Annotated in this window: 30 protein-coding genes; 16 read left to right on the forward strand and 14 right to left on the reverse strand. The window is 73.0% G+C overall.

What is annotated here, in order from left to right:
• Positions 1–2: 2 nt before the first annotated feature.
• Positions 3–629, forward strand: coding sequence for a TetR/AcrR family transcriptional regulator (locus NYO98_RS05105; RefSeq protein WP_268110442.1), 627 nt, complete (start codon positions 3–5; stop codon positions 627–629).
• 12 nt (positions 630–641) lie between these two features.
• Here the strand turns inward: NYO98_RS05105 and NYO98_RS05110 are convergent, their stop codons facing one another.
• The gene (locus tag NYO98_RS05110; protein ID WP_268110443.1) at positions 642–2,225 is read right to left on the reverse strand and encodes an MXAN_6640 family putative metalloprotease; all 1,584 of its coding nucleotides are present in this window, start codon (positions 2,223–2,225) and stop codon (positions 642–644) included.
• Positions 2,226–2,287: 62 nt separating this feature from the next.
• Positions 2,288–2,683, reverse strand: a complete 396-nt coding sequence (locus tag NYO98_RS05115; RefSeq protein ID WP_268110444.1) for an adenylyltransferase/cytidyltransferase family protein — start codon at positions 2,681–2,683, stop codon at positions 2,288–2,290.
• Positions 2,684–2,736: 53 nt separating this feature from the next.
• Here NYO98_RS05115 and NYO98_RS05120 point away from each other — a divergent pair, with 53 nt between their 5' ends.
• Positions 2,737–4,056, forward strand: a complete 1,320-nt coding sequence (locus tag NYO98_RS05120) for a DUF445 domain-containing protein (protein WP_268110445.1) — start codon at positions 2,737–2,739, stop codon at positions 4,054–4,056.
• Positions 4,057–4,096: 40 nt separating this feature from the next.
• On the opposite strand, the gene NYO98_RS05125 is transcribed toward NYO98_RS05120, so the two are convergent.
• Positions 4,097–5,314: a phospholipase D-like domain-containing protein gene (locus tag NYO98_RS05125; RefSeq protein ID WP_268110446.1), complete on the reverse strand. Its 1,218-nt coding sequence runs from the start codon at positions 5,312–5,314 to the stop codon at positions 4,097–4,099.
• A gap of 19 nt (positions 5,315–5,333) precedes the next feature.
• Here NYO98_RS05125 and NYO98_RS05130 point away from each other — a divergent pair, with 19 nt between their 5' ends.
• A complete protein-coding gene (locus NYO98_RS05130) occupies positions 5,334–5,588 on the forward strand; it encodes an RNA-binding S4 domain-containing protein (protein ID WP_268110447.1) in 255 nt (84 codons plus the stop codon).
• Between the two features lie 35 nt (positions 5,589–5,623).
• Here NYO98_RS05130 and NYO98_RS05135 read toward each other — a convergent pair whose 3' ends face one another.
• Positions 5,624–6,436, reverse strand: coding sequence for a hypothetical protein (locus NYO98_RS05135; RefSeq protein WP_268110448.1), 813 nt, complete (start codon positions 6,434–6,436; stop codon positions 5,624–5,626).
• Entirely contained in the window at positions 6,433–7,329 is an 897-nt protein-coding gene (locus tag NYO98_RS05140; RefSeq protein ID WP_268110449.1) for an ABC transporter ATP-binding protein, read from the reverse strand. The genes NYO98_RS05135 and NYO98_RS05140 overlap by 4 nt, the downstream gene beginning before the upstream one ends.
• A gap of 140 nt (positions 7,330–7,469) precedes the next feature.
• Here NYO98_RS05140 and NYO98_RS05145 point away from each other — a divergent pair, with 140 nt between their 5' ends.
• The gene (locus NYO98_RS05145) at positions 7,470–8,633 is read left to right on the forward strand and encodes a sensor histidine kinase (protein WP_268110450.1); all 1,164 of its coding nucleotides are present in this window, start codon (positions 7,470–7,472) and stop codon (positions 8,631–8,633) included.
• Entirely contained in the window at positions 8,630–9,313 is a 684-nt protein-coding gene (locus tag NYO98_RS05150) for a response regulator transcription factor (protein WP_268110451.1), read from the forward strand. Before NYO98_RS05145 ends, NYO98_RS05150 begins: the two co-directional genes overlap by 4 nt.
• 19 nt (positions 9,314–9,332) lie before the next feature.
• On the opposite strand, the gene NYO98_RS05155 is transcribed toward NYO98_RS05150, so the two are convergent.
• From NYO98_RS05155 to NYO98_RS05165, 3 genes are all read right to left on the reverse strand, one after another.
• Positions 9,333–9,674 carry an FKBP-type peptidyl-prolyl cis-trans isomerase gene (locus NYO98_RS05155; protein ID WP_268110693.1) on the reverse strand — a complete coding sequence of 114 codons (342 nt, stop codon included), beginning with the start codon at positions 9,672–9,674 and terminating at the stop codon, positions 9,333–9,335.
• Positions 9,675–9,726: 52 nt separating this feature from the next.
• Positions 9,727–10,158, reverse strand: coding sequence for a CBS domain-containing protein (locus NYO98_RS05160; RefSeq protein ID WP_268110452.1), 432 nt, complete (start codon positions 10,156–10,158; stop codon positions 9,727–9,729).
• A gap of 97 nt (positions 10,159–10,255) precedes the next feature.
• Positions 10,256–11,152: an inositol monophosphatase family protein gene (locus NYO98_RS05165; RefSeq protein ID WP_268110453.1), complete on the reverse strand. Its 897-nt coding sequence runs from the start codon at positions 11,150–11,152 to the stop codon at positions 10,256–10,258.
• A gap of 41 nt (positions 11,153–11,193) precedes the next feature.
• On the opposite strand from NYO98_RS05165, the gene NYO98_RS05170 reads away from it, so the two are divergent.
• Positions 11,194–11,655, forward strand: a complete 462-nt coding sequence (locus tag NYO98_RS05170; protein ID WP_268110454.1) for a DUF2231 domain-containing protein — start codon at positions 11,194–11,196, stop codon at positions 11,653–11,655.
• 18 nt (positions 11,656–11,673) lie between these two features.
• Here NYO98_RS05170 and rsgA read toward each other — a convergent pair whose 3' ends face one another.
• The 4 genes from rsgA to NYO98_RS05190 form a co-directional block, all read right to left on the reverse strand.
• Entirely contained in the window at positions 11,674–12,687 is a 1,014-nt protein-coding gene (gene rsgA / locus NYO98_RS05175; RefSeq protein WP_268110455.1) for a ribosome small subunit-dependent GTPase A, read from the reverse strand.
• A complete protein-coding gene (aroA, locus tag NYO98_RS05180) occupies positions 12,684–14,015 on the reverse strand; it encodes a 3-phosphoshikimate 1-carboxyvinyltransferase (protein ID WP_268110456.1) in 1,332 nt (443 codons plus the stop codon). Before aroA ends, rsgA begins: the two co-directional genes overlap by 4 nt.
• 18 nt (positions 14,016–14,033) lie before the next feature.
• A complete protein-coding gene (locus tag NYO98_RS05185) occupies positions 14,034–14,564 on the reverse strand; it encodes a DoxX family membrane protein (RefSeq protein WP_268110457.1) in 531 nt (176 codons plus the stop codon).
• An 87-nt stretch (positions 14,565–14,651) separates the two neighbouring features.
• A complete protein-coding gene (locus NYO98_RS05190) occupies positions 14,652–16,484 on the reverse strand; it encodes a sigma-70 family RNA polymerase sigma factor (protein WP_268110458.1) in 1,833 nt (610 codons plus the stop codon).
• Between the two features lie 265 nt (positions 16,485–16,749).
• Between NYO98_RS05190 and NYO98_RS05195 the strand changes: the two genes are divergently transcribed.
• The 6 genes from NYO98_RS05195 (at position 16,750) to NYO98_RS21890 (ending at position 20,059) form a co-directional block, all read left to right on the forward strand.
• Positions 16,750–17,451: a hypothetical protein gene (locus NYO98_RS05195; protein WP_268110459.1), complete on the forward strand. Its 702-nt coding sequence runs from the start codon at positions 16,750–16,752 to the stop codon at positions 17,449–17,451.
• A gap of 39 nt (positions 17,452–17,490) precedes the next feature.
• A complete protein-coding gene (locus tag NYO98_RS05200) occupies positions 17,491–18,243 on the forward strand; it encodes an SOS response-associated peptidase (RefSeq protein ID WP_268110460.1) in 753 nt (250 codons plus the stop codon).
• A complete protein-coding gene (locus NYO98_RS05205) occupies positions 18,240–18,902 on the forward strand; it encodes an alpha/beta hydrolase family protein (protein ID WP_268110461.1) in 663 nt (220 codons plus the stop codon). Before NYO98_RS05200 ends, NYO98_RS05205 begins: the two co-directional genes overlap by 4 nt.
• A gap of 63 nt (positions 18,903–18,965) precedes the next feature.
• Positions 18,966–19,625, forward strand: a complete 660-nt coding sequence (locus NYO98_RS05210; protein ID WP_326494416.1) for a sigma-70 family RNA polymerase sigma factor — start codon at positions 18,966–18,968, stop codon at positions 19,623–19,625.
• Entirely contained in the window at positions 19,622–19,906 is a 285-nt protein-coding gene (gene rsrA, locus NYO98_RS05215; protein WP_268110462.1) for a mycothiol system anti-sigma-R factor, read from the forward strand. Before NYO98_RS05210 ends, rsrA begins: the two co-directional genes overlap by 4 nt.
• 78 nt (positions 19,907–19,984) lie before the next feature.
• A complete protein-coding gene (locus NYO98_RS21890) occupies positions 19,985–20,059 on the forward strand; it encodes a 50S ribosomal protein bL37 (protein ID WP_369759046.1) in 75 nt (24 codons plus the stop codon).
• 79 nt (positions 20,060–20,138) lie between these two features.
• Here NYO98_RS21890 and NYO98_RS05220 read toward each other — a convergent pair whose 3' ends face one another.
• Entirely contained in the window at positions 20,139–20,762 is a 624-nt protein-coding gene (locus NYO98_RS05220) for a maleylpyruvate isomerase family mycothiol-dependent enzyme (protein WP_268110463.1), read from the reverse strand.
• 30 nt (positions 20,763–20,792) lie between these two features.
• On the opposite strand from NYO98_RS05220, the gene NYO98_RS05225 reads away from it, so the two are divergent.
• Positions 20,793–21,245 (forward strand): MarR family winged helix-turn-helix transcriptional regulator, encoded by a 453-nt coding sequence (locus tag NYO98_RS05225; RefSeq protein WP_268110464.1) that lies wholly within the window; start codon positions 20,793–20,795, stop codon positions 21,243–21,245.
• A 26-nt stretch (positions 21,246–21,271) separates the two neighbouring features.
• Positions 21,272–21,844, forward strand: a complete 573-nt coding sequence (locus NYO98_RS05230) for a sugar O-acetyltransferase (protein ID WP_268110465.1) — start codon at positions 21,272–21,274, stop codon at positions 21,842–21,844.
• A 3-nt stretch (positions 21,845–21,847) separates the two neighbouring features.
• Here NYO98_RS05230 and NYO98_RS05235 read toward each other — a convergent pair whose 3' ends face one another.
• A complete protein-coding gene (locus NYO98_RS05235) occupies positions 21,848–22,222 on the reverse strand; it encodes a thioesterase family protein (RefSeq protein ID WP_268110466.1) in 375 nt (124 codons plus the stop codon).
• A gap of 112 nt (positions 22,223–22,334) precedes the next feature.
• On the opposite strand from NYO98_RS05235, the gene NYO98_RS05240 reads away from it, so the two are divergent.
• Together NYO98_RS05240 and NYO98_RS05245 are read left to right on the forward strand one after the other, a co-directional pair.
• Positions 22,335–22,835 carry a SigE family RNA polymerase sigma factor gene (locus NYO98_RS05240; RefSeq protein WP_268110467.1) on the forward strand — a complete coding sequence of 167 codons (501 nt, stop codon included), beginning with the start codon at positions 22,335–22,337 and terminating at the stop codon, positions 22,833–22,835.
• Positions 22,832–24,238, forward strand: coding sequence for an NACHT domain-containing protein (locus tag NYO98_RS05245; RefSeq protein ID WP_268110468.1), 1,407 nt, complete (start codon positions 22,832–22,834; stop codon positions 24,236–24,238). Before NYO98_RS05240 ends, NYO98_RS05245 begins: the two co-directional genes overlap by 4 nt.

Raw genomic sequence — 24,238 nt, forward strand, 5'->3', positions numbered from 1 at the left:
CAATGCTCAACAGCATGTCCGACGCCGACCACGCCGCACCCGCACAGCCCCCGGCCGTACGCCGCCGGCTGAGCGCGGACGAGCGCCGGCGCCAGCTCGTCGCCATCGGCCTCGCGAGGATCGTCGAGACGCCGATCCAGGACCTGTCGCTGGACGACATCGCGACGGAGGCCGGCATCTCGCGCGGCCTGCTCTTCCACTACTTCCCCACGAAGACCGACTTCTACCTCGCGTGCATCGCGGCCGCCGGCCGGCGGATGCTGCGCACCACCGCACCCGACGAGGGCGCGACGGGGGAGGAGCAGGTCGAGACCGTGACCCGGCTGATGATCGAGCAGATCGAGCGCCGGCGGGGGTTCTACCTCGCCCTCGTCCACGGCCACGGTGTCGCCGACCCGCGCGTCAGCGAGGTGATGGACTCGGTCCGCGACGGCAGCACGGAGCGCGTGATGGCAGCGCTCGGGGTGCCCGAGGCGCGGCGCGACGTCGTACGTGCCTGGTGGGCCTACACGGAGGACCGGGCGCTCACCTGGTCGGCGGTGCCGACCGGCGAACGCCCGGTCCCGTTGTCGCGGCTGGTCGAGGAGTGCGTCGCCGCGCTCCACGCCCTGCTGCGGATCAGCTCCTGATCGTGCTGCGCGTCACTTGGTGACGCGTCCCTTGACGGCGAACCGCATCCGGTCGTCGATCGGCTTGCCCTTGCACGCGAGCAGCGTGCCCCGGCCGCAGTCGTAGCGGGTCGAGCCGTTGACCAGCGTCACCGAGACGGCGGCGACCTTGCGGTTGTCGAAGGGCACCTTGATGCTCCCGTCACCACCGCCGTTGAGCCTGACCGTCTTGACCTTGCGCGTGCCGTCGAGCTGGTGGACGACCACCACCGCGCTGGGCGAGGTGCGCTTGGCCGGGCCGGAGACCTGCAGGCGCAGCTTCCACTTCCTGCCGTCGAGGCCCTTGCCCGGTCCGTAGACGTAGGACGCGGACGCCAGGTGGTTGATCTTCGTGCCGAACCGCTTGGCGCGCTTGCGCTTGCTCAGCAGCTTGGCGCCGCGCACCTTGGGGCCGGGGTACTCGGCTCCCTCGGGGAAGTTGGCGGCCGGCGTGAGGTTGCCGGCGGCGAACTGGGCGTAGTTCTTGGTGAAGCCGCCCTTGCGCTTGAGCACCTTCTGCAGCGCGGGGAGGCTGTTCCTCCCGCCGTCCTTCTTGAGGCTGCCGGCCTGCTTCCAGGTCTTGAGCACCAGCCCGTTGCCGTAGCGGGCGGTGAGGAACTCCCAGAACACCCAGTTGCCGTACTGGAAGCCGTTGGTGCGGCTGAAGGCGTCGAGCGGGATGTTGGGGGCGTAGATCTGGCTGACGGGGAGGTACTGGCGGTTGTCGTTGACCGCGGTCGCGATCCGCTCCTCCATCCAGGTCGCCGTGGACTCCATCATCCACGGGTCCTCGTCGTAGTCGTAGGCGTACTGGACGGCGTGGAAGAACTCGTGCCCGGCGGTCACGACGAGGTTGTCGAGGGGCGTGCCGTTCGGGAACTGGGCGGCGGCGAAGTCGTTGTCCAGCACGCAGTAGCCCGACGCGGTGCGCTTCTTGGCCTTCTTCTCGCCGGCGCAGAAGCCGTAGAGGTCGCCGCCGAGGTCCTTGAGGTAGACGTCGAAGAGCGGGTTGCCGCCCCGCGCCCCGTCGGTCACCGGCGCGCGGTAGCCCATCTGGTCGACGATGGTGGTCCACACCGAGTCCATCACCGCGAGGTTCTGCGCGGGCCAGTCCGGCGACGGCGGGGCGTCGGTGCCTGTCGGCACGTAGTGGACGCACAGGCGGGTGTTGCACACCGGGGGAGCCTCGGCCACGGAGTAGCCGAAGCCCTGCGGGTCGGTCACGCCGTCGGTGGGCCGGGCCAGCATCGCGTCGGCCTGGCGGCGCGCCGCGCCCGTGAGGTGGGTCCGCTTCATCCAGAGGTCGCGCAGCACCAGCGTCGCGGACGGGTCGCTCGGGAGGGCGTTGCCGGCGAGCACGCGGCGCGCGGTCGCGAGCGTCTCGGTGGCCGTCGGCTCGACCTGGTCCTCGAGGACCGGCAGGGCCGGTTCGGGCGTGAGCTCGAGCAGGTCGGAGGGGTCGAGGACCCCGGCGGACCCGGGCGTGCCCGGGCGGTCGATGTCGGCAGCGACGGCCGGGGCGCCGAGCGCTCCGCCCACCAGTGCGATGGCCACGGCGGTGGTGACGATTCGGCGCATGGTTCCCCTCGTGTCGGTCATGTGCGGGACGACCCTAACCCGGCGACGCCGCCGGAGTGGGATCACAGATCCGCGATGTGCTCGATGATCGCGGTGGTGGAGATGGCCGGGGTGCGCGCGAGGTACACGACCTCGCAGATGTCGCCGAGCTCGTCGAACTTGCCGGCCCAGTCGTCGCCCATGACGAGGACGTCGGCGCCGTGCTCGACGACGTAGTCGCGCTTCTGCTCCAGGCTCTCCTCGACGAAGACGTCGTCGACGACCTTCAGCGCGCCGACGATCGCGAGCCGCTCGCGCTCGCTGAAGATGGGCGCGCGGCCCTTCTTGCGCTCGTTGAGGGCATCGGCCGACACCCCCACGACCAGCCGGTCACCCAGCGCGGCGGCCCGCTCGAGGACGCGCAGGTGTCCGACATGGAACACGTCGAACGTGCCGAAGGTGATGACGGTGCGAGGCATGCGCGGCATTCTGGCACGCGGGTCGTCACGGGGGTTGGGGGAGGATGGCCGGCATGGCCGCCACCTCTGCCACCTCCTCAGCGCGCTCGTCGGCGAGCCCGCCCCCGAACCCGACCCCGATCTCGCTGATCACGCCCGACCCCGGCATGGACGAGGCCCGTCGCCGCGGGCTGCGCCGGATGCGGACCGTGGCCGTCGGCCTCCTGCTGCTCGCTGCGTGCGTGTACGTCGCCACGCTGGGCCGCGACGGGTTCTGGGGGTTCGTCAACGCGGGCGCCGAGGCGTCGATGGTCGGCGCGATCGCCGACTGGTTCGCGGTGACCGCGCTGTTCAAGCACCCGCTGGGCCTGCCGATCCCGCACACCGCGCTGGTGCCCAAGCGCAAGGACGAGCTGGGCAAGGGGCTCGAGGAGTTCGTGGGGGAGAACTTCCTGCAGGAGGACATCATCCGCGAGCGGGTGGCCGCGGCGACCATCTCCGCCCGCGTCGGCGCCTGGCTGGGTGAGCCGGCCCACGCCCGCCGCGTGGTCGACGAGGTGGCCGAGGTGGCCGTGATCGCGCTCGGCAAGGTGCGCGACGACCACGTCGCCGACCTGGTCACGCACGCGCTCGTGCCGCGGTTCCGCGAGGAGCCGATCTCGCCCCTGCTCGGGACGACCTTGATGGAGGTCCTGCGCGACGACCTGCACCACGGCCTGGTCGACCTCGCGGTCGACGAGCTGCACAGCTGGCTGCGCGACAACCCCGAGACGTTCACCCGGGTGCTGGAGGAGCGGGCACCGTGGTGGGCGCCGCCGAAGCTCAACGACGCCGTCACCTCGCGGCTCCACGTGCAGGCCCTGGCGTGGCTCGCGGACATCCGCGACGACCCCCACCACAGCGCCCGCGAGGCCCTCGACTCGATGCTGGGGCAGCTCGCCCACGACCTGCTCAACGACCAGGAGACGGTCCGTCGCACGGAGGCGCTCAAGGAGCGGCTGCTGGAGCACCCGCAGGTCGTCACCACGGCGATCTCGCTGTGGAAGGCGATGCGCTCGGCGCTGCTCGGCTCGATCCGCGACCCCGACGGAGCGGTGCGCCAGCGCCTGCTGGTCGAGCTCAGCTCGTTCGCGGAGCGCCTGCGCGAGGACGCCACGCTGCGCGAGCGCCTCGACCGCATGGCCGCGGACCTCACCGTCTTCGCGGTCGAGCGCTACGGCGCCGAGGTCACCACCGTGATCACCTCGACCATCGAGCGCTGGGACGGCAAGGAGGCGGCTCGCCGCATCGAGCTCCACGTGGGCCGCGACCTGCAGTTCATCCGGATCAACGGCACGATCGTCGGCGGCCTGGTGGGCGTGCTGATCCACGCCATCAGCCTCCTGGTCGGGTGACCGGTCCCGGACACCCGAGGACGGGGAGCCTGAGGCAGGCTCAGGCCCGGCAGGGCTTCATCACGGGCATGACCCGCGAGCGGCTCTGGTGCGCGCGGGCGTACGCGTCGTCGAAGTGGGCGAGGTACTGGTCGTGCAGCCACCGGTCGTCCACCACGCGCAGCATGACCTCGTCGTTGTAGAGCAGACCGCCGCAGGTGGTGTTGGAGGTGCCGGTCACGACGAGGTGCGTCACCTTCCCGCGGAACCGGGCGTGCGCGACGAGCATCTTGTCGTGGGTGAGCACGGTGCGGACCTGGCGGTCCGGGATGTCGCCGCTGGGCAGGTCCCGCTGCACCCAGTTCTCCACGGTGTCGCGCGAGGTGACGACCCGGACCCGGCAGCCCCGGTCGGACAGGCGCGCCAGCTGGGCACGTACGTCGGCGCGCTGGATGACCGCGAACATCGCCGACACGTCCCGTGCCCGGCGGGTGCAGGAGATGTCCTTCAGCGTCGAGAGCAGCAGGTCGCTGCGGTTGGGGTAGACGGCGGCCGTGACGGTCCCGTTCTTCCACACCTTGCGACGGTCGTCCCACCGCTCCCCGCCGACCGTCAGGCTCTGCGCCTCCATGCGGGAGAAGTACTCCACGCCGAAGGCGTAGAGGGCCGGGTCGTCGATCTTGATGAACGAGTTGTACTGGCGGTACTGCCGGTCCTCGAGGTTGGCCGAGGACGTCATGAACGACTGCACCCCGCCGATGTCGGTGACGTAGAACTTCAGGTGCTGCACGTCCTGGCTGTCCGGGTACGGCCCGGGCGCGCGCCACGGCAGGCAGGCGCCGTCGCAGATCGTCACGTTGCGCCGTGCCGGGTCCTGCTCCTCGAGGGTGGTGATGAGCCGGCGCCCCTGCTTGTTGAGCCGGAGGTCGTCGTCGCCGACCAGGAGCACCGTCGCGCCCCGGCGCTGGGCCGCGAGGATCGCGTCGGTCGGCGGCCTGATGTCCCAGCGGAACATCGCGATGCGGATGGTGTCGCCCGGGCCGGCGGTGTCGAAGAGCCGGCTCGGGCGGTCGAGCACCGTCGGGTCACCGGGGACCGTGGGTGGGGAGGTGAAGCACACCTCGATCCCGGCCTGCGCCTGGCAGCCGCTCTTGCCCGCCGGCTTCTCCGCGACCCCTGCCGGGCGGGCGACCGACGGGGCAGCGGGCGTGGTCGCGGCCATCAGGGGCGTCGCGAGGCAGAGCGACGCCGCGGCGAGGAGGAGGCTTCGGATGCGCACGGACACCTACCCTAGGGACATGCCACCGACCAGCGAGCCCGTCGACGTCCCGATCCGTGACGAGTCGATCCGGCTGGGCCAGTTCCTCAAGCTCGCGAACCTCGTCGAGTCCGGTGCGGAGGCGAAGCCGGTGATCGCCGACGGGGCCGTGCAGGTCAACGGTGACGTCGAGACGCGGAGGGGCCGCCAGCTCGTCCCCGGTGACGTGGTCACGCTGGGCGGGCTGGCGGCCCGTGTCGCCACCGGGGAGGTCGAGATCGACGTCCCCTGGTGAAGGTGGTGGCGACGGTGGGGTGAAGCGTCCCCCGACTACTTCACCTCACGGGTGAGCACCCGGTAGGTGCCCACGACCAGGGGGAGCACGACCCAGACGCCGGACGCCGTCGCCAGCTGGGCCCAGTCCTGACCCGCCATCTCGCCGGCGAACAGCGGCTGGGTCACCGCGTCCAGGTTGAGCCACTTCCCGGCGTCCTGGAGCGAGGAGATGGCCATCGTGGCGATCGACCACAGGGTCGGGAGGACCAGCACGGACACGATGGCGACCGGGGTGTTGAGGAACAGCAGCCCGAACGCGACGCCCTGCAGGACGTAGATCATCAGGGCGAGCACGAGTCCACCGCCGACCGCGGCGGTGAGGTCCCACTCGCCGGTGCCGCCGACGACGTTGGCCAGCGCCGAGGCCGCGACGGCCGCGACGAGGACGACGGCGGCCAGGGCGAGGGCAGCGAGAGCCTTGGCGAGCACGACCCGGCCGCGGCGCGGCTCGAGGGTGAAGGTGACCAGCCCCGTGCGCTGCGTCCACTCCGCGGTCGCGGCCATGATCCCCAGGACCGGGAGGAGCATCGCGAGCGGCAGCGTCGAGAGCTCGAGCAGGCCGCGGAACGACGCGTCCTCGGCGGGACCCCAGATGAGGAACGCCGCCAGGATGATCGCCGCGGCGCCGGCCATCACGATGACCATCCACCGCCCGGCGCGGGTGTCGACCATCTTGCGGAGCTCGGCCTGGAAGGTCCGGGAGAACGGGACGCCGGGACTGCCCGCGAGCGCGCTCGGAGCGTGGGGGCGTACGCCGTCGGGGGTCCCGCCGACGGCCGGTGCGGTGGTGTCGGTGGGCGTGCTCATGCTGCGTCTCCTTCACGAGAGGTGGCGGCCGTGAGGCCGAGGAACATCTCCTCCAGGCCCTCCGAGCCGCCGGAGCGCAGCTCGAGGAGGACGACGGACTCGCGGGCGGCGATCTCGCCGACCACGCGCGGCTCGGCCTCGACGACCAGGCCCGACCCGGTGCGGGAGACCGGCACGTCCGCGGCCTGGAGCAGCTGGACGAGGCGGGCGTCGTCGGTGGACGACACCGACGTGCCGCCGCGGCTGAGGAGCTCCTCCTTGGAGCCCATCGCGACGATCCGGCCTCGTCCGATCATGACGAGGTCGTCGGCGACGATCTGCACCTCGTGGAGCAGGTGGCTGGAGAGGAGCACGGTCCCGCCGCCGTCGGCGAAGCGCCGCAGCAGCCCACGCATCCAGTGGATGCCCTGCGGGTCGAGGCCGTTGGCCGGTTCGTCGAGGACGAGCACCTGCGGCTCGCCGAGGAGCGCGGCGGCGATGCCGAGGCGCTGGCGCATGCCGAGGGAGTAGTTGCGGACCCGGCGCCCGGCCTCCTCGTCGGTGAGGCCGACGAGCGCGAGCGCCTCCTCGACGCGGGCCTTCGACACGCCGATCGACACCGCTGCGACCCGCAGCACCTCGCGGCCGGTGCGGCCGGGGTGCTGGGCGGACGCGTCGAGCATGACGCCGACCTGGCGGCCGGGGTTGTGCAGCTCGCGGTAGGGCTGGCCCAGGATGGTCGTGCGGCCCGAGGTGGGCGGCGTGAGCCCGGTCATCATCCGCATCGCGGTGGACTTGCCGGCGCCGTTGGGTCCGAGGAAGCCGACCACGCTGCCGGGGCGGACCTCGAAGGAGATGTCGTCGACGGCGGTGAAGCCGCCGTAGCGCTTGGTGAGGTTCTCGACTCTGATCATGGCTCCAGCCTCGCGGCGACGACCGCGCCGGGGCATCGGGCGCAGGGGTCGTCGGGGTCCGACCTGGGTATCGCCCCGCGCCCCGCGACGACACCTTGGTCGGACGCGGGCGTGGCGGTCGTGCGCCTAGGGTCGGTGCCATGGTGGGGACGGGCCGGCTGGCAGCGACCTGGCGCTACGCGCTCGCGGCCCTGATCAGCCTGGTCGCGTGGGGTGTCCCGCTGGTCACCGCCTCGGACCGGGGGCCGGACTCCCTCGTCCTGTGGTGGCTCGTCGGCGACCCGCTGCTCGGGCTGCTGTCGTTCGTGCTGATCCGCTGGCGGCACCGTCGGACGGCGCTCGTCGCCGGCCTGCTGATGGCGTTCTCCTTCGTCTCCGCGTCCAGCGCCGGGCCGGCGTCGTGGATCATCGGGTCGATCGCCTCCCACCGCCGCTGGCGGCTCCTCGCGGTCGTGGCGCCCCTCAACGTGCTCGCCGGGATCGTGCAGGAGCGGGTCGGGGTCACCCAGGACCCCCTGCCGCTGTGGGCCTCGACGGCCTTCGGCTGCCTCGTCGTGGGCATCCTGACCGCCACCGGCTACGCGATGGGCGCCCAGCGCGAGCTCGTCGACTCCTACCGGGAGCGCGCGTTGACCGCCGAGCGCGAGCAGCAGGCGCGCGTCGCGCAGGCCCGCGCCGCCGAGCGCACCCGCATCGCGCGCGAGATGCACGACGTGCTCGCCCACCGGATCTCGCTGGTGGCGATGCACGCCGGTGCGCTCGGCTACCGCACCGACCTGAGCGAGGAGGAGCGGACGAGCGCCGCGAAGTCGATCGAGGACAACGCGCACCGGGCCCTCACCGACCTCCGGGCCGTGCTCGGCGTGCTCCGCGACCCGACGCAGCCCGCGAACGCCGTGCCCGAACGGCCCCAGCCCGGGATCGACGACATCGCGACGCTGGTGGCGGAGGAGAAGTCCGGCGGGATGCGCGTGCGCCTGTCCAACCGTGTCGAGGACGACGTGCCCGCGGCCGCGGGCCGGACGGCGTACCGGATCGTGCAGGAGGCACTGACCAACGTGCGCAAGCACGCACCGGGCACCGCGGTCACGGTGGACGTGGCCGGGTCGCAGGACGACGGCCTCGTCATCGGCGTGCGCAACGCCGCGCCGGTCGGCCCGGCAGCAGCGCCGGTCCTCCCGGCGTCGGGGCTGGGCCTGCTGGGCCTGGCCGAGCGGGCTGCCCTGGCGGGCGGCCGGATCAGCCACGGCACCGACCCGGGCGGCGGCTACGCGGTGCGGGCGTGGATACCGTGGGACGCGTGACGGGATCGAGCGGCGGGGGTGTGGTGCGGCTCGTCGTGGTCGACGACGACCCCATGGTGCGGGCGGCGCTGCGGATGATGCTCGGGGGCGACTCCGGACTGGCCGTCGTGGCGGAGGCGGGCGACGGCGAGGAGGCGCTGCGGGTCGTGCCGGGCGCGGACGCCGACGTGGTCCTGATGGACATCCGGATGCCGGTGCGCGACGGGCTCAGCGCCACCGAGGAGCTGCTGGCCGCCGACCCGGGCCTCAAGGTCATCGTGCTGACGACCTTCGACACCGACGACCTGGTGCTGCGTGCCCTGCGGCTCGGCGCGGCGGGCTTCCTGCTGAAGGACACCCCGCCCGCGAGGCTCGTCGAGGCGATCCGCACCGTGGCCTCCGGTCAGCCGATGCTCTCGCCGAGCGTCACCGCCCAGCTGATCGCCGCCGTCACCCGCGACGGCCGGGACGGCCACGAGCAGGTCCGCACCCGGTCCGCGCGCGCTGCCCTCGACGGCCTCACCGACCGTGAGCGGGACGTGGCGCACGCCGTCGCCCGCGGCCTCAGCAACGCCGACATCGCCGCCGAGCTCTACATGGGCGTGCCGACGGTGAAGACCCACGTCGGGCGGCTGTTCACCAAGCTGGGCGTCGAGAACCGGGTGCAGGTCGCGATCCTGGTCCACGACGCCCAGGCGTAGGTGTGCCCTCAGCGGATCGTCAGCGGACCTCGAGCAGGTCCACCACGAAGATCAGCGTCTCGCCGGGCTTGATGACGCCGCCGGCGCCGCGGTCGCCGTAGCCGAGGTGCGGCGGGATGACCAGACGGCGGCGGCCGCCGACCTTCATGCCCTGCACGCCGGTGTCCCAGCCGGAAATGACCTGGCCGATGCCGAGGCGGAACTGCAGCGGCGTGCCGCGGTTGTAGGACGCGTCGAACTCCTCGCCCGAGGAGTGGGCGACGCCGACGTAGTGGACCGAGACGGTGGAGCCGGACGTGGCCTCGGCGCCGTCTCCCTCGACGAGGTCGGTGACCTCGAGGTCGGCGGGCACGTCGCCCATGTGCGGGTCGACGTCGGGCTTCTCGCTCACGATTACTCCAATCGATGGGGTGTCAGGTCTGGTGGACGTAGTGGTCGAGCTGGTCGCGCTCGAACTCGAGCTCACCGATCCGGTTCTTCACCACGTCACCGATGCTGATGATGCCGGTCAGCCGTCCGTCGGCCACCACCGGGACGTGCCGGATGCGGTGCTCGGTCATCGTCTGCATCAGCTCGGTGAGGCCGTCGTCGCCCGCGCAGGTCCGCACCTCGGCGGTCATGATGGAGCTGACGGAGCTGTCCAGGACGCCGGCGTCCTCGTGCAGGCGGCGCACGACGTCGCGCTCGCTCACGATCCCGTCGACCCGCTCGCCGTCCTGGCTCACCACCAGCGCGCCGACGTTGTGCTCGGCGAGCAGCGCGACCAGCTCGCGCACGGTGGCCTCCGGACCGATGGTCACCACCACCTGGCTGCTCTTGTGCTGGATGACGTCCTTGATCTTCATGATGCCCGCCTCTCGTCCCGCAGATCTGCTGAGAGGTCACCGTAGCCAAGCCGGGGACCGAGGGACAGGGGCGAACGACCCGCCGCGGTCCGGCGCCTCAGTCCAGCACCGGAGGGGCCTGCCGGGCGCGCAGGCTGCTGACCGAGCCCGGCCCGCGGCGCGGCACGTCGGGGTCGGTGCCGTCGTCGGTGGCGCCGAGGAAGGAGAGCGCGGCGTCGTGCAGGTGGCCGTTGGAGGCCAGCGCGTTGCCGCCCCACGGCCCGTCGGTGCCGTCGAGGGAGGTGAACCGGCCCCCGGCCTCGCGCACGATGACGTCGAGGGCCGCCATGTCGTAGAGCTCGAGCTCGGGTTCGGCGGCGATGTCGACGGCGCCCTCGGCGAGCAGCATGTAGGACCAGAAGTCGCCGTAGGCGCGGGTGCGCCAGCAGCGGCGCTGGAGCGAGACGAAGTCGTCGAGGCGGTCCCGCTCGTCCCACCCGGACAGCGAGGAGTAGCTCAGTGACGCGTCCTCGAGGCGGCGTACGTCGGACACCTCGCACTTCGTGGCCTTGAGCAGCGAGCGGCCCGTCCAGGCGCCGTTGCCCGTCGACGCCCACCACCGCCGCTGCAGCTGGGGCGCGGACACCACGCCCAGCACGACCTCGTCGTCGACGGCGAGCGCGATGAGGGTCGCCCAGACGGGCACCCCGCGCACGAAGTTCTTCGTGCCGTCGATCGGGTCGACGATCCACCGGCGCTGGCTGTGCCCGGTCGTGCCCTCCTCCTCGCCGATGACCGCGTCGCGGGAGCGGACCCGGGAGAGCGTGCGCCGGATGCCTTCCTCGACGGCCTTGTCGGCGTCGGTGACCGGCGTCAGGTCGGGCTTGCTCATGACGTGCAGGTCGAGCGCCTTGAAGCGGGCCTGGGTCAACGAGTCCGCGTCGTCGGCCAGGACGTGGGCCAGGCGCAGGTCGTCGGTGTAGTCGTGGGAACGAGCGGAGCCGGTGATGGGCATGTCCACAGGCTATTCCCAGCGTCGCGCCCTAGCCTGCACGCATGGAGCTCAACGGTGTGCCGCTGCACCCCCTCGTCGTGCACGCAGTCGTCGTCCTCGCACCGCTGGCGGCCCTGACCGGCCTGGTCCACGCCGCCGTGCCGAGGTGGCGCTGGTTGCTGCGCTGGCCGCTGGTGGTGCTCGCCGTGGCCGCGGCCGGCGCGTCGGTGCTGGCCACCCAGTCCGGCGAGTGGCTGCTCGAGTCGCGACCCGAGCTCGGCCCGATCGTCGAGGAGCACGAGGAGCACGGGGAGCTCATGCGCAACGTCGCGCTCGGCTACGTCGTGCTGTCCGCGCTCGCGGCGTGGGCACTGGGCGGCGCCTCCGCGCTGGCGTCCGGGAGGGGTGCGCGCGAGACGCGCTTCGGCATCCCGGTCGCCGTGCTGCTGGCGGTGGGTGCCGTCGCCCTCCTGGTGACCGTCTACCTGGCCGGGGACTCCGGCGCCGTGGCGGTCTGGGGGTAGGTCCCGCGACGCGCCGCCCTACCAGTCGGTGGCGCTGCGCGCGGCGAGGAGGCGGCGGAACGACTCGACCCGGTCGGGGTCGGCCTCGCCCGCCTCGACCGCCTCGTCGAGCCCGCACTCGGGCTCGTCGCTGCCGTGGGTGCAGCCACGGGGGCAGCTCTCGGTCATCTCGTCGAGGTCGGGGAAGGCCTCGATGAGGTTCTCCGGCTGCACGTGGGCGAGCCCGAACGACCGGATGCCGGGGGTGTCGATGATCCACCCGTCGCCACGACCGTCCGCCCCGGGCAGCTCGAGGAGGTAGGCGCTCGTCGAGGTGTGCCGGCCCCGGCCGGTCACGGCGTTGACGATGCCCACCTCGCGGCCGGCGTCGGGGACGAGCGCGTTGACGAGGGTCGACTTGCCGACCCCGCTGTGGCCCACCAGCACGCTGGTGCGTCCGCGCAGCCGGTCGCGCAGCTCGGTGAGGTCGCCGGCACCCTCGCCCTTGAGCTGGGTGACCACCCAGGGCACGCCGAGGGAGCGGTAGGTGGAGAGCAGCGTCTCGGGGTCGGCCAGGTCGGCCTTGGTCAGGCACAGCAGCGGCGCCATCCCGGCGTCGTACGCCGCCACGAGCGCGCGGTCGATCAGGCGCGGGCGGGGCTCCGGGTCGGCGAGCGCCGTCACGACCACCAGCTGGTCGGCGTTGGACACGATGACCCGCTCGACCGGGTCGTCGTCGTCAGCGGTGCGCCGCAGGGTCGTCGTGCGCTCGACGACCTCCACGATGCGCGCCAGCGACCCGTCGGTGCCGCTGGTGTCGCCCACGACCCGCACCCGGTCGCCGACGACGACGCCCTTGCGGCCCAGCGGGCGGGACTTCATCGCCATCACCCGGTGACCGTCGACGAGCAGCGTGAAGCGGCCGCGGTCGACGGTGACCACGCGTCCGTCGACGGCGTCGTCGTAGGTGGGTCGGTCCTTGGTGCGCGGCCGGGTGCGGCGGCGCGGGCGCTCGTAGTGCTCGTGGTCGTGCTCGGAGTAGCGACCCGTCACGGGGAGGTCCCGGCGGTCGTCGTGGCCGGCGCGCCGAGGTCTCCCGGCGTCCCGTGGACGGCCCGGCTCCACGCGGCGGCGAAGTCGGGGAACGTCTTGGACGTGGTGGCCACGTCCTCGACCAGCACGTCGTCGACGGCGAGGCCGAGGATCACGCCCGCGTGGGCCATGCGGTGGTCGGCGTAGGTGTGGAACGTGCCGCCGTGCAGGGGCGCCGGCCGGATCGTGAGCCCGTCCTCGCGCTCGGTGATGTCGGACCCGAGCCGGCCGAGCTCGGTGGCCAGCGCGGTGATCCGGTCGGTCTCGTGGCCGCGGATGTGCGCGACCCCGCGGAGGTGGGAGGGGGAGTCGGCCAGCGCGCAGAGGGCGGCGACCGCCGGGGTCAGCTCGCCCACGTCGTGGAGGTCGAGGTCGACCCCGGTCAGGCGCGGTGGCCCGGTCACGGTGAGGTCGCCGTCGGCCAGGGTGACCTCGCACCCCATCAGCGTGAGGATCTCCCGCAGCTCGTCGCCGGGCTGCGTGGTGGCGGCGGGCCAGTCGGTGACGGTGACCCGTCCGCCCGTCGCGGCGGCGAGGGCGAGGAACGGCGCCGCGTTGGAGAGGTCGGGCTCGATGTCGTGGTCGACGGCGCGGACCGGGCCGGGCGCGACCGCCCAGCGGTTGGCGTCGCCGTCGTCGACCTCGACCCCGTGCTGCCGGAGCATCGCGACGGTCATCTCGATGTGCGGCAGCGACGGCACGGGCTTGCCCACGTGGCGCACGTCGACGCCGTCGTCGTAGCGGGCACCTGCGAGGAGCAGGGCGGAGACGAACTGCGAGGAGGCGCTGGCGTCGATCGTGACGGTCCCGCCGCGCACGGAGCCGGTGCCCCGGACCGCGAACGGGAGTGCGCCGCGCCCACCGTCGTCGACCCGCACCCCGAGGGTCTCCAGCGCGGTCAGCATCTGGCCGATCGGGCGGAGCCGCATGTGGGGGTCGCCGTCGAAGCGCACGGTGCCGTCCGCCAGCCCGACGACGGGCGGGACGAAGCGCATCACCGTGCCGGCGAGGCCGCAGTCGACGTCGGCGTCGCGGTCCCAGGGCGCGGGCGTGACGAGCCAGTCGCCGGCGCCGTGCCCGCCGGTGTCCTCGATGCGGGTGCCGAGCGAGCGCAGCGCGGCGGCCATCAGCAGCGTGTCGCGCGAGCGCAGCGGACGTCGTACGACGCTGGGGCCGTCGGCGACCGCGGCGAGGACGAGCGCGCGGTTGGTCAGCGACTTGCTCCCGGGCAGGGAGACGACCCGGTCGACGGGATCGGTGGGGCGCGGGGCCGGCCAGAGCTCACTCACCCGCGCACCCTATCGAGGTCAGGTCAGCTGGGCCTTGGCCAGTTTCGCCTCGCGGCGCGCGTCCTTGGCCACCTGCTTGGCCTCGCGGCGCACGTCGGCCGCGGCGCGGCGGGCGCGCCAGGCCAGCCCGGGCTTGCCCTCGGTGTCGACGGCGGCGAGGAGGAGGCCGCCGAGGATCGAGGTGTTCTTGTAGAACTGCAGGCGCTGGGCGTTCCTGGCCTGGGGGTCGGTCTCGTTCCAGAAGGCGTGCCCGGCGAGGGTGGTCGGCACGAGGGAGGCCGCCAGCACGCTCGCGCTGAGCCGGGGCGCGCGGCCGGTGGCCAGCGCGGCGGCGGCCAGGATCTGCGCGCCGGCGTTGATGCGGACGAGGGTGGCCGGGTCGGTGGGGATCGGCGCCTTCGGCACGGCCTGCTGTGCGACCGGCACCACCTTGTCGGTCACCTTCTTGGCCTTGGCGGCGTGGCCCTCGGTGTTGCGCAGGGCGTTGATGCCGCCGGCGACGAAGATCGTGGCCAGCATGGGACGTGCGAGCAACCGGGTGATCGTCATGCGTCCCTGTCTACACGATGCGCGGGGAGGGCGCTCCGTCCGCAGGGGTGCGGGGTGGTCCGGGCCCGGTGCAGCGGCGACCCGCGCTCAGCCGAGGGGCGCGCGCCAGGTGTTGTTGCCCGCGTCGGAGTCGCTCCCCGGCGGGGTCAGCGTCGCCACCACCGAGCCGCCCTGCGGCACGACCACCTCGACCGCGACGGACGTGTCGCCGGAGACCTGGCACGTGGCGACCGTCCTGACCGCGGTGCACCGGCCGTCGGTGGTGCGGACGACCTGGGCGTCGACGCCCTCGATCCGCAGCTGGGCGCTCGCCCCGCCGAGCCCGGCCACCCGCACCACGACGGTGTACGTCGGCCGTGCCCCGCCGACGCTGCCGGACACCGAGGCGTCGGCGGCCGGAGGCTCGGACGTCGGGTCCTGCGTGGGGGAGGGGTTCGGCGTCGGGTTCGGCGTGGGGTTGGAGGTGGGGTTCGAGGTCGGGTTGGACGTCGGGTTCGAGGTCGGGTTCGAGGTGGGGTTCGAGGTCGGGTTGGACGTCGGGTTGGACGTCGGGTTGGAGGTGGGGTTGGACGTCGGGTTCGAGGTCGGGTTCGAGGTCGGGGTGCTCGTGGGGTTCGAGGTCGGGTTGTTCGTGGGGTTGTTGGTCGGGCCGTTCGTGGGGTTCGACGTCGGGCCGTTGGTCGGGTCGGAGGTCGGGTCGGATCCCGGCGTCTGGCCCGGCGTGGTGTCCGGGGCGGCGTCGCCGTCCTGCGTGGGGTCGGTGCCCTGCGTCGGGTCCGAGCCAGGCGGCGCCGTGTCGGTCGCGGGGACGGATCCCGGGGTGACGTCGACGTCACCCGGAGGGAGGACGCGCGCAGGTGGGCCGGAGCGGAGTCGGAGGCTCCTCGGCGACCGGTCGCCCGTGGTCGCGGAGGAGGCGTCGTCGGGGCTCGTCGCCAGCGAGCTCTCGGACGTCGCCGCGCGCGTCGAGGCGGCAGGGGGTGCGTCGGTGCCGCGCAGGCCGAGGGCGACCCCGCCCGCGACGACCACGGTGCTCACCGCCACACCGGCGACCGCGGCGGTGCCGGCGTTGCCGGTCAGCAGGTCCCGGACCCGGCCGACCACCATCCCGATGCCGACGGGCGCGGCAGCGGTCACGGCGGTGGAGCCGAGGTAGGCGGCCGCGGCACCCCCGAGGAGCAGCGGGGCGAGGAGCGCGCCGAGGTTGGAGTTGACCTCGGTCAGCTCGAGGTAGATCGCCATGCACGAGCGGCACTCGTCGAGGTGGTGCTCCACCTTGGTGGCGTCGCGACGCGACGAGGCGCCGCGGACGTAGGCGCCGAGCTGGCCGTGGGTCCAGCGGCAGGTGTCCTCGTCGAGCTCGGCGGCGTGCTGGGTCAGGAAGGCCTGGCGGAGCCCCTCGCGGGCGCGGTAGGCGAGCGCGGAGACCGAGTTGGCGCTCATCCCGAGCATCGGTGCGATGTCGGCGGGCTTGTCGCCCTCGACCTCGGTGTGCCACAGCACGAGCTGCCAGCGCTCGGGGAGGCTGGCGAAGGCCCGGGCGGCGGCGGCGCTCTCGAAGCCCTCGACCGCCGTGTCGCGGAACGGCACGCCCGGGTCGAAGGCCTCCATGTCGTCGGTCGTGTGCAGCCGGGCCCCGGCGCGGAAACGGTCGACCTGGAGCCGGCGCACGGACGTCAGCAGGTAGGCGCGGAAGGCGAGGTCGGGGCCACCCCCGCGCTGCAGGACGCCGAGGACCTTGACGAACGCCTCGGACACGAGGTCCTCGGCGTCTCCCGCGGGGACGAGCTGGCGCGCGAGCCGACGAGCCGCGTCGACGTGGCGCTCGAACAGCGTGCCGTAGGCGTCGATGTCCCCGCCGCGGACGGCCGAGATCAGCTCGGCGTCGCTCGGCGCCTCGACGCTGGTGGCCACGCTCATGGTTCGACGCTCATGGTTGGACGCTTCCGGGAACCTCACCCGGCGGTCACCGGGCTCTCCGACTGTATCTCCGCCGGGGTGCCGTCGACCCCGGAAAGTGAAGAAACAGGATTTCTGGTCCGGTCCGCGTCATGGGGGGTCATGAGCCCCGTCACACCCGTGTAACAGGTAGAGCAGGACAACGCATTGCTGGGGGACCCGGAGGGGGTATGCCGTGAAGATCTTCGCCACACGGGGGCGTCGACTCGCGGCTGCCGATCCTGGGGTGAGCGAGCCGGAGCCCACCGTCGAGCGGTCGGGGTTGCCGCACCGGTTCGAGGCTGTCGGAGAGGCGCTCACCTCAGGATCGGACGTCATCGGCGTCTGCGCCGTCGCGGGCCAGGAGCTGGCCCGCGACGGGGCGTCCGTCGAGGAGACGCTCGCCGGGCTGCGTGCCACGTGGCAGGGGGTGGCCGGCTGCGATCCGTCGTACGACGTCGTCACGGCGCTGCTCACGGCGTGGAGCGAGACCACCCTGGGCTACCTCAACCAGCTCTCCTGCGAGGACCCCCTGACCGGGCTGTCCAGCCAGGCCCACCTGCGCAGCCGGCTCTCGGAGCTCTACCGCCTCGGAGGAGGCGGGACGGACACCGGCATCGGCGGCTACGCCGTCGTCGTGTTCGAGATGCCGTCGGGCGACGACCCGTCCGACGAGCCCGGCGACCACTTCACCCGTGCCATGCGCCTGGCGCGCTCCGGCGAGCTCGCGCGTACGGCGTTCGCCCGCGACGAGACCGTCGCCCGCCTCGGCCTGCACCGGGTGGGGATCCTGACCCGGCGCGACGACCACCTCGGCCGGCGGGTCCGGGTGCTGCGCACCCTCCTCGACGGGGCCGAGCCGCACACCCCGGTGCGGGTGTGGATCGAGGGCCTCCCGTCCACCGACGCGGTGGCGGGGATGCTGCTCGACGAGCTGGCCCGCGGCTGAGCCGACCGCGGCGCCGGAGGCTCCCCTAGGGTGTGTCCCGTGTGCGGTCGCTACGCCTCGTCCCGGAGCCCGGACGACCTCGTCGAGGAGTTCGAGGTCGTCGAGACGCGCATCGCCGCGCCGCTGGCGGCCGACTACAACGTCGCGCCGACCAAGGAGGTCTACGCGGTGGTCGAGCGGCCGCCGTCGCGGGAGTCCGGGCAGGACAGGTCCGAGCCGCAGCGGCAGCTGCGCGTGCTGACGTGGGGCCTCGTCCCGTCGTGGGCCAAGGACCCCTCGATCGGCAACCGGATGATCAACGCCCGGATGGAGACCGTCGCGGAGAAGCCTGCCTACCGCAAGGCCTTCGCCACCCGGCGGGCGCTGCTGCCGGCCGACGGCTACTTCGAGTGGTACCCGACGTCGCGCACCGACGCCCGGGGCAAGCCGGTCAAGCAGCCCTTCTTCATCCGGCCCAAGGACGGTGGGGTGCTCGCGATGGCGGGGCTCTACGAGATCTGGCGCGACCCCACCAAGGGGGAGGACGACCCGACCCGGTTCCGCTGGACGTGCACGGTGCTGACCACCGAGGCCGAGGACTCGCTCGGCCACATCCACGACCGGATGCCGCTGATGGTCGAGCGCGAGCGCTGGCACGACTGGCTCGACCCGACCACGCCCGGTGACACCTCGCTCCTCGTGCCCGCGGCCCCCGGCCGCCTCGAGGCCTACCCCGTGCCGACGCTGGTGAGCAACGTGCGCAACAACGGTCCCGAGCTCGTCGAGCCCCTGCCCCTCGAGGAGGTCGAGTGAAGAAGGCCTCTATCCGGTCGGTCGAGACCCCCCACGGTGAGGGCAGGCTGCACACCCGACGCGCCACGAGCCCGATCGCGACGCTGCTGCTGAGCCACGGCGCCGGGGGCGGGGTGGACGCCCGTGACCTCTGGGCGCTCGCCGACGCCCTCCCCGCCCAGGGCGTCTCGGTGGTCCTGTTCGAGCAGCCGTGGCGGGTCGCGGGCCGCAAGATCGCCACCGCGCCGCCGACCCTCGACGCGGCGCTGCGCTGCGCCGCCGACGTGATGCGCGTGCGTACGCCCCTGGTCGTGGGCGGCCGGTCGGCGGGAGCCCGCTCCGCGGCCCGTACGGCGCGCTCGCTGGGCGCGACCGGTTGCCTGGCGCTGTCCTTCCCCCTCCACGCGCCGGGGAGGACCGAGCCCACCCGGTTGCCGGAGCTGCAGGCCGTCGGCCTGCCCACGCTCGTGGTCCAGGGGGAGCGCGACCCGATGGGCCGGCCCGAGGAGTTCCCGGGCGACCTCGAGGGCGTCGACCTGGTCGTCGTCCCGGGGGCTGACCACGCCCTCAAGGTCCCGGCGCGGGGCGAGGTGGACCAGGACGAGGCGATGGGCATCGTCGTCGAGTCGACGCTCGAGTGGCTGGTGCGCGACGTCGTCGGGAATCCCCGGCGGGGGTGAGGTGTTCTGGTCAGCGTGACTGCACTGACCCTCGATCGACCCACGGCGGTACTGTGGGAGGCGATGACTGAATCGCTCAGGGACGAGATGTCCCCACCTGCAGAGGTCGCCGTCGAGGACGAGACCCCCGACCAGCGCTCCGTGCGCTTCGAGCGTGACGCCCTGCCCTACCTCGACCAGCTCTACGGCGCGGCGATGCGGATGACCCGCAACCCCGCCGACGCCGAGGACCTCGTGCAGGAGACCTTCGCCAAGGCCTACAGCGCCTTCCACCAGTTCAAGCCCGGCACCAACCTCAAGGCCTGGCTCTACCGGATCCTCACGAACACCTACATCAACTCCTACCGCAAGAAGCAGCGCCAGCCGCAGCAGTCGATGTCGGAGGACGTGGAGGACTGGCAGCTCGCCCGCGCGGAGTCGCACTCCTCGACCGGCCTCCGGTCCGCGGAGATGGAGGCGCTCGAGCACCTGCCCGACTCCGAGGTCAAGGACGCCCTGCAGCGCCTGCCCGAGGAGTTCCGGCTCGCGGTCTACCTCGCCGACGTCGAGGGGTTCCCCTACAAGGAGATCGCCGAGATCATGGACACCCCGATCGGCACCGTGATGTCCCGCCTGCACCGTGGGCGGCGCCAGCTGCGCGACATGCTCGCCGACTACGTGCGGGCCAACGACCTGCTGCCGGCGTCGACCGTGCCCGGACCGGGAGAGGGGAGCGAGTCGTGAGCAGCCACGAGCACGGCATGGGGAGCGAGAAGGAGGACTGCGTCGACTACATCGAGCGCATCGTCTACCTGATCGACAACGAGCTCGACCAGGCCGACTGCGCCGTCGTCGAGATGCACCTGCGCGAGTGCGGTCCGTGCCTCGAGCGCTACGACCTGCAGCGCGCGGTCAAGCAGCTCGTCGCGCGCTCCTGCTCCGAGCACGCGCCGGAGTCCCTGCGCGACCGCGTTCGCCTGCAGCTGCGCGAGGTGACGGTCCAGATCACCGAGGGCAACGCCTGAGCCTCCGGGCCGACCCGATTCGCCGCCTCCGGGCGGATTTGAGACACTGCTCCGAGCACCGATTCCAGGAGGACCACCATGGGCAAGACCGGACGCAAGCGCCGCGCTCGCAAGAAGAAGGGCGCGAACCACGGCAAGCGCCCCAACGCCTGACGCGCACCCGCGCCGTCATCTCGTAGAAGTCCCCGCCACGGCGGGGACTTTTGCATGTCCGGCCCACCCGGCGGCCCTCTCATGCGAGGGCGGCCACCGCGCCGTGGAGGTGCTGACGGGCCTCGGCGCGTCCGGCCGCAGCGAGCAGCAGCCACTGCACCGGTCCCTCCACCCGCCGCCCCGAGCCGGCCTGCCAGGCCACGTCGGTGGCCACGAGGTGCACGTCGCGCAGACGTGGCCCGATCGGCATGCGTCGTGACCACCACAGCACGCGCTCCAGGGCGACGACCGCGGCGTCCGCCGGCATCGGGTGGTCGAGGCCCAGCGGGACGCAGATGTCCTGCGTGTGCACCAGCACGTCGAGCAGCGGCTCCCGCTCGGACACCAGGGGAACCGTCCGCCTCGAGCCGACGAAGCCCCGCAGCCGCTGGACGATCTCCGCGTGGCCCAGCGGGCTGCGGATCGCGGCGTCGCGGACCATCGCGTTGTAGCGGAACCCGGACCGGACGGCTGCGCCGAGGAGCTCGCGCATCCCGGCGTGGGAGAGGGCCAGGTGTGCGCCGACGTCGCGGACCGTCCACGAGGCGCACAGCGACCGGGCCTCCCACGCGTCGGCGGGCAGCCCGTCGAGGATGTCGGCGAGGGCGCTGCGCTGCGTGTCGATGTGGGTCCAGATCGTGTCGCTGTCCATGACGTCGTCCATGTGGTCAGAGGATCTGACTATCATCGACCTGTGCCGGACGACTCGTCAACGGAGGACCAGCCCAACGTCGGGGTGCTGATGTATGTCGCTGCCCGCTCGCTGGAGGCGCGCGCGTACGACGCCGTGGTCGCCGCCGGCGCGGTGGACGTGACACCCACCCAGGCCCGCCTGATGGCGCAGGTCGACCCGGACGGCACGCGGACCGTGACCCTGGCGGCCCGGGCGCGGATCACCAAGCAGTCGGCGGGGTTCCTCGTGGACCAGCTCGAGCGCGCGGGCTACGTCGAGCGCGTGCCCGACCCCGCCGACGGGCGGGCGAAGCTCGTCCGGCTGACGCGGCGCGGCCGCGCCGTGGGGGACGCCGCCGACGCCGTGGTCGCCGAGTCGCTGCGCGAGTGGGAGCAGCACCTCGGCGCGGCGCGGATGCGCGCGCTGGAGGAGACGATGCGGTTGCTGCGGCCGATCACCGACCCGTGGGCCTGACCGACCCGCCCTTGTACGTTGGCCCCATGAGCCAGGAGACCGGCGAGAAGAGCATGCGTGAGCGGATGCTGGCGGGGGAGCCGTACATCGCCGACGACCCGGTGCTGGCCGAGGAGTCGCAGCGGGCGCAGGACCTGGCGCACCGGATCAACACGATGGACCCGAACGACGCCCGCGGGCGGCGCGAGCTGCTCGAGGAGCTGCTGGGCGGCTTCGGGGAGCACAGCGAGCTCCGTCCCCCGCTCCACTGCGACTACGGCTACCAGACGACGATCGGCGCCCGGACCTTCGTCAACTGGGGGGTGACGCTGCTCGACGTAGCCGCGATCACGATCGGCGACGACGTCCAGATCGGCCCCCACGTGCAGCTGCTGACGGCCACCCACCCGCTCGAGCCGCAGCCGAGGCGCGACAAGTGGGAGGCCGCCCAGCCCATCACGATCGGCGACAACGTCTGGCTGGGCGGCGGCGTGATCGTCTGCCCCGGCGTCACCATCGGCGCGGACACCGTGGTCGGCGCGGGGTCGGTGGTGACCCGCGACCTGCCGGCCGGGGTGGTGGCCGTCGGCTCCCCGGCCCGCGTGGTCCGCGAGCTCTGACCGTCAGAGGCGGGACAGGAACCGCTCCGCGTCGACCACCACGCGCGTGATCTCCCCGGCCGCCAGCACCTTGCCGCTGGCGGTGTCGCGCGCGCTGACGGTGAAGCGGTGCAGGCGGGCGTCCTCGTAGGCGCTCGACGCGGTCACCTCGACCTCGGCGCCGACCGGGCTCGCGGCGAGGTGCTCGACCTGCACCCGTGTGCCGACGCTCGTCGACCCCTCCGTCAGGACCGGCTCGACGCATGCGCAGGTGGCGGCCTCCAGCCACGCGAGCAACCGCGGCGTGCCGAGCACCGGCAGCGACCCGCTGCCGAGGGCCGCGGCGGTGTCGTCGTCGGCGACGACGTACGTCATCGTGGCGGGTTCGAGCTGCGGCATGGGCAGGCCTTCCGGGAAATCGGGGCTCGGTGGGGCAACCTGAGCCCCTAACACACGTCTACCAGACATGAGCGCGAGGGCTGCAGGGTTGGGCATCGGGGTGGAGCCTTCTGTGGACATCACCGAGCTCTACGCTGCCCACCGGCTCTCGCTGGTGAGGCTGGCGGTGCTGCTCGTCGACGACTTCGCCTCGGCCGAGGACGTCGTGCAGGACGCGTTCGCCGCGCTCGCCCGTCGCCCGGACGCGGTCAGGGACCCGTCCAAGGCGCTGGCGTACCTGCGTGTCTCGGTCGTCAACACGGCCCGCTCCGCGCTGCGGAGGCGTCGTACGGCGCGGGCGTACTCACCACCGCACGACCTCTCACCACCCTCGCCCGAGGACAGCGCGGTGCTGGCGGAGGAGCACCGGGAGGTCATCGAGGCGTTGCAGCAGCTCGCCCCCCGGCAGCGGGAGGTGCTGGTGCTGCGCTACTGGTCGAACCTGTCCGAGGCCGAGATCGCGCAGACCCTCGCGATCAGCCAGGGGACCGTGAAGTCGACGGCGAGCCGCGCGCTCGTCGCGCTCGAGAAGGCCATGAAGACCACCGCGAGCTCGGGGAAGGAGGAGCGATGAGCGCGCCGGACACGATGTCGGAGATGGAGGAGCGGCTGCGATCCGCCCTGGCCGCCCGGGCCGAGCAGGTGCAGCCCGAGCACCTCGCCCCGCTCGCCCCTGTCGTCGACCTGCGTCCCCGGTGGCAGTCGCCGTGGGTGCTGCTGGCGACCGCGGCCGTGGTCCTGCTGGTGCTCGGCGTCGTGCTCCAGGGGGTCGGCCGCGGCCCGCGCTCGGACGACGTCGCACCGCGTCCGGACGAGCGGGTGGAGCTCGAGCTGCCGTCCGACGTCGGTCGCGACTGGGCGCGCAACGACTCCGACCGACAGCCGCGGCTGGACCTCGACGGCGACGGGCGCGACGAGAAGGTGGTGTTCCGTGGCGAGCCGAGCCCCGAGCACGACGGCCGCTACCGGCTGGAGACGACACTGAGCAGCACGGGCGAGGAGGCCTACGGCATCGCCGAGCTCGGCACCACGATCGCCACCAACGTCCTCGACCCGATCGACGCCGACGGAGACGGTGACGAGGAGCTGGTGCTCTACGTCGACGACGTCGCCGACGGCGGCCACCCGCTCGTCTTCGACCTGCGCGACGGCCTCCTCGTGCAGGCGGTCGCGGAGGACCCCGGGCTGCTGCTGCGGGGCGAGGTGCCGGTGCCGGGCGGGCGGACCCCGTACTACGAGATGGTCCGCCTGCACGACTACTGGATCGAGGGCGGCAGGCTCTGGTCGAGCAGGTCGGTCAACAGCTATGCGACCGGCAACATGACCATCGCCCGCCCGCGGTCGATCGTCCTCGACACCTGGAGCTGGCGGCTCACCGACGCCGGCCTGCTCGAGGCGGTCGAGGAGGGTTGCCTGCGCGACAGCGCCGAGCAGGGGCGGACGCCGTGCGAGGAGGGTGCGACCGACGACCTGCCGACGGACGGGGACGTCGCCCGGACGACGATCGGGCCGGGCGAGGGTGCGCGGTTCGAGCAGGGCTACCGCTACGGCGCACGGGTCGAGGACGGCGCTCCGCCCGTCCTGGTGGTCGAGGGCGACGACGGACGCACGATCAGGCACGACCTGGACGTCGACGACCCGCGGGTCTCCACGGTGCAGCCGGTCTCGGTCATGTCCGACGGCGCGTCGTTCCTGGTGACCTCGGCGTCGGACCCGTCCTACGTCCGGGTGCTCGCGCAGGACGGCGACCGCCTCCGGTCCCTCGAGCCGGTGGGTGAGGTCGAGCTCACGAACGACGGGTCGACGCGCACGTGGCTGACGAGCAGTGGCGGCCTGGTGACGGCCGTTGCGCAGGACGACGGGACGTGGCGGACCTGGGGCTGGCTGCTGCTCCGAGGTGGTCGCATGACCGGCGTGCCGACCGGCACGGTCTGCTTCGACGACCCGGCCGACCCGTCGACGATCCGTCGCTGCTGA

Source organism: Nocardioides pini, assembly GCF_026712185.1.
Taxonomy (GTDB): domain Bacteria; phylum Actinomycetota; class Actinomycetes; order Propionibacteriales; family Nocardioidaceae; genus Nocardioides; species Nocardioides pini.

Coding starts and splice junctions, on each gene's coding strand:
- NYO98_RS05105 (WP_268110442.1), top strand. CDS start 3: ATGCTCAACAGCATGTCCGACGCCGACCACGCCGCACCCGCACAGCCC.
- NYO98_RS05110 (WP_268110443.1), bottom strand. CDS start 2,225: ATGCGCCGAATCGTCACCACCGCCGTGGCCATCGCACTGGTGGGCGGA.
- NYO98_RS05245 (WP_268110468.1), top strand. CDS start 22,832: ATGAGCGCGCCGGACACGATGTCGGAGATGGAGGAGCGGCTGCGATCC.
- NYO98_RS05145 (WP_268110450.1), top strand. CDS start 7,470: ATGGTGGGGACGGGCCGGCTGGCAGCGACCTGGCGCTACGCGCTCGCG.
- NYO98_RS05170 (WP_268110454.1), top strand. CDS start 11,194: ATGGAGCTCAACGGTGTGCCGCTGCACCCCCTCGTCGTGCACGCAGTC.
- NYO98_RS05220 (WP_268110463.1), bottom strand. CDS start 20,762: ATGGACGACGTCATGGACAGCGACACGATCTGGACCCACATCGACACG.
- NYO98_RS05140 (WP_268110449.1), bottom strand. CDS start 7,329: ATGATCAGAGTCGAGAACCTCACCAAGCGCTACGGCGGCTTCACCGCC.
- NYO98_RS05115 (WP_268110444.1), bottom strand. CDS start 2,683: ATGCCTCGCACCGTCATCACCTTCGGCACGTTCGACGTGTTCCATGTC.
- NYO98_RS05120 (WP_268110445.1), top strand. CDS start 2,737: ATGGCCGCCACCTCTGCCACCTCCTCAGCGCGCTCGTCGGCGAGCCCG.
- NYO98_RS05165 (WP_268110453.1), bottom strand. CDS start 11,152: ATGCCCATCACCGGCTCCGCTCGTTCCCACGACTACACCGACGACCTG.
- NYO98_RS05185 (WP_268110457.1), bottom strand. CDS start 14,564: ATGACGATCACCCGGTTGCTCGCACGTCCCATGCTGGCCACGATCTTC.
- NYO98_RS05135 (WP_268110448.1), bottom strand. CDS start 6,436: ATGAGCACGCCCACCGACACCACCGCACCGGCCGTCGGCGGGACCCCC.
- NYO98_RS05155 (WP_268110693.1), bottom strand. CDS start 9,674: ATGGGCGACGTGCCCGCCGACCTCGAGGTCACCGACCTCGTCGAGGGA.
- NYO98_RS05160 (WP_268110452.1), bottom strand. CDS start 10,158: ATGAAGATCAAGGACGTCATCCAGCACAAGAGCAGCCAGGTGGTGGTG.
- NYO98_RS05230 (WP_268110465.1), top strand. CDS start 21,272: ATGAGCCAGGAGACCGGCGAGAAGAGCATGCGTGAGCGGATGCTGGCG.
- NYO98_RS05235 (WP_268110466.1), bottom strand. CDS start 22,222: ATGCCGCAGCTCGAACCCGCCACGATGACGTACGTCGTCGCCGACGAC.
- NYO98_RS05190 (WP_268110458.1), bottom strand. CDS start 16,484: ATGAGCGTGGCCACCAGCGTCGAGGCGCCGAGCGACGCCGAGCTGATC.
- NYO98_RS05210 (WP_326494416.1), top strand. CDS start 18,966: ATGACTGAATCGCTCAGGGACGAGATGTCCCCACCTGCAGAGGTCGCC.
- NYO98_RS05130 (WP_268110447.1), top strand. CDS start 5,334: ATGCCACCGACCAGCGAGCCCGTCGACGTCCCGATCCGTGACGAGTCG.